The organism is Brevundimonas sp., assembly GCF_035561115.1.
GTDB lineage: Bacteria > Pseudomonadota > Alphaproteobacteria > Caulobacterales > Caulobacteraceae > Brevundimonas.
In genome coordinates, this window is record NZ_DATMYH010000013.1 from 1 (window position 1) to 6,461 (window position 6,461).

The 6,461-nt window shown below is 69.1% G+C and carries 5 protein-coding genes; 4 read left to right on the forward strand and 1 reads right to left on the reverse strand.

The window, feature by feature from the left end:
* A partial coding sequence (locus VN378_RS01550; RefSeq protein WP_325740319.1) for a fasciclin domain-containing protein occupies positions 1-827 on the forward strand: 827 nt, incomplete at its 5' end.
* Positions 828-934: 107 nt separating this feature from the next.
* Positions 935-1,858 carry a hypothetical protein gene (locus VN378_RS01555; RefSeq protein ID WP_325740321.1) on the forward strand — a complete coding sequence of 308 codons (924 nt, stop codon included), beginning with the start codon at positions 935-937 and terminating at the stop codon, positions 1,856-1,858.
* 143 nt (positions 1,859-2,001) lie between these two features.
* Here the strand turns inward: VN378_RS01555 and VN378_RS01560 are convergent, their stop codons facing one another.
* On the reverse strand, positions 2,002-2,739 hold the full coding sequence (locus VN378_RS01560) for a polysaccharide deacetylase family protein (protein WP_325740323.1): 738 nt from the start codon (positions 2,737-2,739) through the stop codon (positions 2,002-2,004).
* 116 nt (positions 2,740-2,855) lie between these two features.
* On the opposite strand from VN378_RS01560, the gene VN378_RS01565 reads away from it, so the two are divergent.
* Positions 2,856-3,755 carry a glycine--tRNA ligase subunit alpha gene (locus tag VN378_RS01565; RefSeq protein ID WP_325740325.1) on the forward strand — a complete coding sequence of 300 codons (900 nt, stop codon included), beginning with the start codon at positions 2,856-2,858 and terminating at the stop codon, positions 3,753-3,755.
* Positions 3,755-6,028 (forward strand): glycine--tRNA ligase subunit beta, encoded by a 2,274-nt coding sequence (glyS, locus tag VN378_RS01570; protein WP_325740326.1) that lies wholly within the window; start codon positions 3,755-3,757, stop codon positions 6,026-6,028. The genes VN378_RS01565 and glyS overlap by 1 nt, the downstream gene beginning before the upstream one ends.
* Positions 6,029-6,461: the final 433 nt, after the last annotated feature.

Sequence of the window (6,461 nt, forward strand, 5' to 3'; positions counted from 1 at the left end):
CGCCGGCCCAGCCCGCCGCGCCCGCCGCTCCGGCGACGCCGGCCCAGCCCGCCGCGCCCGCGACCCCGGCGGCCGCGGGCAATGTCATCGACGTCCTGACCGCGCAGGGCAATTTCACCACCCTGCTGGCCGCGCTGAACCAGGCCCAGCTGACCGACACGCTCAGATCGCGCCCGGCGGTGACCATCTTCGCCCCGACCGACGAAGCCTTCGCCGCCCTGCCCGAAGCCGAGCGCACCCGGCTGATGGACCCGGCGAACGCCCAGGAGCTGCGGAACCTGCTGCTCTATCATGTGATCGTCGCCGACGTGTCCTCGTCCCAGATCACCGGCGCCAAGGGCGGCGTCGAGACCGCCAACCGCACCCGCGTCCTGCTGGACGGCACCGGCGAAGCCTTGCGCATCGACGGGGCCCTCATCACCCGAGCCGATATCGACGCCTCCAACGGCGCCGTCTTCGTCATCGACAAGGTCCTGAACCCCGCCCAGTCCATGGCGACGGCGCCCGCCGCGGCCGCGGCTCCGGCCCCGGCCGCCGCGCCCGGGGCGACTCCCGCTCCGGCCGCGACCCCGGCTCCCGCCGCCGCACCGGTTCCGCCCGGCGCGACGGCCACCACCCGTCCGGCGACCCCCGGCACGACCGCGCCGGGCGGCCAGCCGGCTGCGACCACGACGACCATCGCCACGCCGCCGGTGCCCAACCCGACGGACGGGCAGGTGGACGCCCAGCCGGACCCGTCGCGTCCCACGCCGCCGGTCGATACGCCGGATCCGGCGGATGACGACGACGACACGCCCACGCCGCCGCCTCCAACGCCTGGCGGCTGATCCTTCGGGCGCTTGCGACCCACGGCGGCGGACCTCGTGTCCGCCGCCGTTTCGCCGTCCATTCCCGCCTTAACCGCCGGACAACCTGGGTTTGCTACGCTTCCGCCATGGAAACGCTCTCCCAGTCCCGGATCGCCGCCTTCGAGGCCGTGCTCAACCGGATCCCGGCGGAAGACCGCGCCCGGATCCACGCGCTCAAGGCCGCCGCCGCCGCGGCCGCGGAAGCCTCGGCTCCGCACTGGGACTTCGACCAGCCCGGTCATCGCGCCGAAGAAGCCCTGGCCGAAGCTTTCGGCGCGGCCCTGACCGACGACCACCGCCGCGCCCTGATCGCCGTCTGGGCGCTGGAGATGCCGGCCCGTGTCCCCGCCGCCGACCTGCCGCCCGCCGTGCTGGAGCTGTATCCGGAGTGGATCCAGCGTCTGGCCGACTTCCTGACCGCCGCCGCCGATCCCTATGACCGCGACTACTGGGCCAAGGATGTCCGCATCTCGCTGGTCCTCAGCGTGCCCGGCGCCCGCACCCAGATGATCGACCTGTCGTCGCCCATGGGTCCGGGACAGGTCCTGCGCCACGCCCGCGAGGGCTGGGGCTGGTCGGTGATCCCCGCCTACGCCGCCGCCCAGGCCTGGAAGCCGTGGCTGGAGGTGCATACCGAGGCCCGCGAACTGTCCGATTTCAACGAGGCCGGCTGGGACCGCGCCTGGGCCACGGCCGCCGAAATCTGCAAGCGCCGCCCGGAGATGGCCGGCATGCTGGGCTCAAGCTGGTTCTACGACCCGCCGCTGGAGCAGATCAGCCCGCGCCTCGCCTATCTGCGGGTCAATCCGCTGAAGCACGGCGCCTTCCTGCTGCATCAGGGACCGGGCGAGATCCACACCCAACGCGCCGCGACCTCCTCGCCGACCCGCGCCGCCCTGATCGAGAAGGGCGAATACACGGCCCGCTCGTGGATCGTCGCCTGGCCCCGCGCCGCCCTGATCCGCTGGGCCGACGCGCGCAAGGCGCAGGGATTGGCTCAGGCCGCCTGATTTTATCTCCGCCCATCCCGGCGAAAGCCGGGACCCAGTGCTTTGGGTGATGCGGCGGAGCCGGTGATCCGCGCCCGTCAGTCCTGAAACGCCGGCGTCAAGCTGGACAGAACTGGGTCCCGGCTTTCGCCGGGATGCACGGATTATAAGCGCACCACGCCCCAAGCCTCGGCCACCGGCAGGATATCAAGCCCGGCGTTCTTCGCCGCCCGCAGCACCCGGTCCAGATCATCGGGCGTGCAGCCATAATCCGTCGGCCGGTCCGACACGTCGTGGCCATAGGCGTTCAGCCAGCCTTTCGACGCCGCCGTCTCGGCCATCAGCGCCTCCAGGTCGTAGTGCGGCAGGCGCCGGCTCTCCAGCCCGATCGACTTGATCAGGGCCCTGTCCTCGCGCCCCGCATTGATTCCGTCGCGCACCCCGCGCGCCATGGCGAACCGCTGGCGCACCACCCGCTTGGCCCCCAGGGTCGCATCCCCGAACGGCCAGGCGAAGGTCGTCATCCGATGCCCGTCCAGCCGCTCGGCCACCCAGGCCGCATTGGCGTCCAGACTCAACCCGAGCGCCTCCGGATTCATGCGCAGCACGCTGGTGTGGCCGAAGGTGTGGCAGCCGACCTCGTGCCCCGCCTCATGCAGCGCCTGCAGGTGGCGCACCTCGAACTGGTCGCGGTCCATGTTGCGCCCGCCGGCCAGCCCGCCGCAGACATAGTAGGTCGCCTTGACCCCATGCTGCGCCAGCACCGGCCCGGCCTCGGTCCAGGCGGTGGCGGGAATGTCGTCGAAGCTCAGCGACAACACGCCGCGCGGCGACGCGATCGTCACCGGGTCGATGTCGAGATAGCGCGCAGCCCGCCGGCGCATCTGGTCGATTGGCTTCATGGCTACGTTATGGGGCCACGCCGCTTAAGGAAGCGTAGGCGGGGTGATCGCCTTGCCCGGCAAAGGCCGCCCGTCTAGGGTCCGCCGCCTTCTTCCCCGGACGAAAAAGCCTGCCTGTGAGCACCGAACCGCCAGAGTCCCCGCTGTCCTTCCAGGACCTGATCCTTACCCTCCACAAATACTGGGGCGATCAGGGCTGCGCGATCCTGCAGCCCTATGACATCGAGGTCGGCGCCGGCACCCTGCACCCCGCCACGGTCCTGCGCGCGCTGGGCCCGCGCCCGTGGAAGGCCGCCTACGTCCAGCCCAGCCGCCGCCCCGGTGACGGCCGCTACGGCGAAAATCCCAATAGATTACAACACTATTACCAGTACCAAGTGATCCTGAAGCCCAACCCCGAGAACCTGCAGCAGCTCTATCTCGGCTCGCTGGCGGCGATCGGGATCGATCCGAAGCTGCACGACATCCGCTTCGTCGAGGACGACTGGGAGAACCCCACCGTGGGCGCCTGGGGTCTGGGCTGGGAGGTCTGGTGCGACGGCATGGAGGTGACGCAGTTCACCTATTTCCAGGGCGTCGGCGGCATCGAGGTGGATGTCGTCTCGGGCGAGCTGACCTACGGGCTCGAGCGTCTGGCCATGTACGTCCAGGGCGTCGACAACGTCTATGATCTGAAGTTCACCAGGGAGGGCCTGACCTATGGCGAGGTGTTCCTCGAGAACGAGCGCCAGCAGTCGGAAGCCAATTTCCACGGCTATGACGTCGATGGCCTGAAGCGCCGGTTCGAGGACATGGTCACCGAGGTCTCGAACCTGCTGGCCATGAAGGGCCCGCAGAACCAGGCCCTGGTTCTTCCCGCCTACGACCAGGTCCTGAAGGCCAGCCACCTGTTCAACCTGATGGACGCCCGCGGCGCCATCGCCGTCGCCGAACGCCAGAGCTACATCGGCCGCATCCGCGATCTCTGTAAGGCCTGCGCTGTCGAATGGGTCGAGCAGGAAAGGGGGCGCGCATAATGGCCCAGCTCCTTCTCGAACTGTTCTCGGAAGAGATCCCCGCCCGCATGCAGCAGGGCGCCGCGCGCGACCTCGAACGCATGGCCGCCGAGCGGCTCAAGGCGGCCGGCCTGACCTATGAGGCCCTGACGACCTTCGCCGGCCCGCGCCGGCTGACGCTGGTGGTCGAGGGCCTGCCGGCCGCGACGCCGGACCGCGAGGAAGAGCTCAAGGGCCCGCGCACCTCGGCGCCCGAACAGGCGCTGGAGGGCTTCCTGCGCAAGACCGGCCTGACGAAGGACCAGCTGAGCGAGCGCGACGGCGTCTGGTTCGCCGTCCTCAGCCAGAAGGGCCAGCCGACCACCGCCCTGATCCCCGACATGGTCGACGCCATCGTGCGCGGCTTCCCCTGGCCCAAGTCGATGCGCTGGGGTTCCGGGACGCTGCGCTGGATTCGGCCGCTGAAGCGGATCGTGACGCTGTTCGACGGCCAAGTGGTTCCGTTCGAGATTGATGGGATCGCCTCCGGAGACCTGACCGAGGGGCACCGGTTCCTGGGCTGCGGCCGCCCGTTCGCGGTGAAGGATTTCGCCGACTATCGCGCGAAACTGGAGAGCGACTTCGTCCTGCTGGACGTCGCCGACCGCAAGCTGCGCATCCTCGACGGCGCCACGGCGGCCTGCGCGGCCAAGGGGCTGGCGCTGGTCGACGACGACGGCCTGCTGGACGAGGTGGCCGGGCTGGCTGAATGGCCGACGCCGATTCTGGGCGACATGGACCCGCAGTTCCTGACCCTGCCGCCGGAGGTGATCCGGCTGTCGATGAAGGTGCACCAGAAATATTTCGCCGTCCGCGATCCGGCGGTCCACGGCCTGGCGCCGCATTTCGTCGTGGTGGCCAATATCGAGGCGTCAGACGGCGGCGCGGCCCTGGCCGCCGGCAACAGCCGCGTCCTCTCGGCCCGCCTCGACGACGCCCGCTTCTTCTGGGACGAGGACCTGAAGACCGGCTTCGAGGCCTGGTCCAAAAAGCTGGAAGGCGTGACCTTCCACGCCAAACTCGGCACTCTGGCCGAACGCGTCGAACGCATCGCCGCCCTCGCCCGCGAGATCGCCCCGCTCGTCGGCGCCGATCCGGATCAGGCCGAGGCGGCCGCGCGTCTGGCCAAGGCCGATCTGTCCTCGGCCATGGTCGGTGAGTTCCCCGAGCTTCAGGGCGTCATGGGCGGCTACTACGCCCGCGCCTTCGGCCAGTCCGAGGCCGTCGCCGACGCGGTGCGTGATCACTACAAGCCGCAGGGCCCGGCGGACTCCGTGCCGACCGCGCCGCTGACGGTGGCCGTGGCCCTCGCCGACAAGCTGGACACCCTCGTCGGCTTCTTCGCCATCGGTGAGAAGCCGACGGGATCGAAAGATCCGTTTGCGCTGCGCCGTGCGGCGCTTGGCGTCATCCGACTGATTTTGGAGAATCGCAAACCGATCGGACTGCGTTCTGCAATCGACTCAGCCGTTGACGCTGGAATTGTTGGAGAGAGCGGTGTCGTCTCCAAACTGGCTTCCCTCAAAGAAGGGCAGCATGCCGAGGCGCACGAGCTGTTGGAAATTCACGGATTGCCGCACATGCGGACGATCTCCAGCGCCGTCGGCGTAACCGCTCAAGTCCATATTTGGCCTATCGTGTTCCCGTTCTCGAGCTTTAACCGACGTGCCTTTGAACATGCGTTCCACGAGAACAAAATTTTCGGCGGAAAATACGATCTCGTTGATAAGGGCTCAGAGCTCCTCGCCTTCTTCGCCGACCGCCTGAAGGTCCTCCTCCGCGATCAGGGCAAGCGCCACGATCTCGTCGACGCCGTCTTCGCGCTCGGCGACGACGACCTCGTCCGCATCGTGCGGCGGGTCGAGGCGCTCGACGCCTTCCTCGCCACCGACGACGGGGCCAATCTGCTGGCCGGGTACAAGCGGGCGTCCAACATCCTTAAGGCCGAGGAGAAGAAGGGGCCCGTCCCGACCGGCATGGTCAACACCGGCCTTCCCGACCAGCCCGAGGCCGAGACGACCCTGGCCTTCGCCACAGCCGCCGCCGCGACCGCCGTGGACGCGGCGCTGGAGACCGAGGACTTCGCCGCCGCCATGACGGCCCTGTCCCGCCTGCGGGCGCCGGTGGACGCCTTCTTCGACAAGGTGATGGTCAACTCCGAGGTGGCCGCGGAACGCGACAACCGCCTGAAACTGCTCGGACAGGTCCGCGCCGTCATGGGCCGGGTGGCGGACTTCGGACAGATCGCGGGCTAGAGGCCGTTCTCCTTCTCCCCTTGCGGGAGAAGGTGGCCCGCGAAGCGGGTCGGATGAGGGGTTTCGCTGCCGAGAGGGTCATCCCGGGGGTCGCTCGCTCGCCGTATCCGTTCGTGTGACCCCTCATCCGTCAGCCTTCGGCTGCCACCTTCTCCCGCAAGGGGAGAAGGGCGAGAGTCTCTGTTCGTCCGAAAAATGCGAAAACCGCTACTTTCGACCCTTTGAGGACATGCGCGTCGGCGCGTCCGGGTGTGTCGCCGCGCCTGGACGGTCGCGGCTGAGGCTCGATTGTCAAAGACCGCGCGGCGGCCCGGGGACCGACGCAGGACATTTTACGACCGCTGGAAGGGGCGCCAGGAAGAAAATTTCGCCGCAGGGTTGGGAAGGGCGAATTCAGGGGGCGAGACGGGCGGCCTGTCCGGGGCGAGAGTCC

Coding starts and splice junctions, on each gene's coding strand:
- VN378_RS01560 (WP_325740323.1), bottom strand. CDS start 2,739: ATGAAGCCAATCGACCAGATGCGCCGGCGGGCTGCGCGCTATCTCGAC.
- VN378_RS01555 (WP_325740321.1), top strand. CDS start 935: ATGGAAACGCTCTCCCAGTCCCGGATCGCCGCCTTCGAGGCCGTGCTC.
- glyS (WP_325740326.1), top strand. CDS start 3,755: ATGGCCCAGCTCCTTCTCGAACTGTTCTCGGAAGAGATCCCCGCCCGC.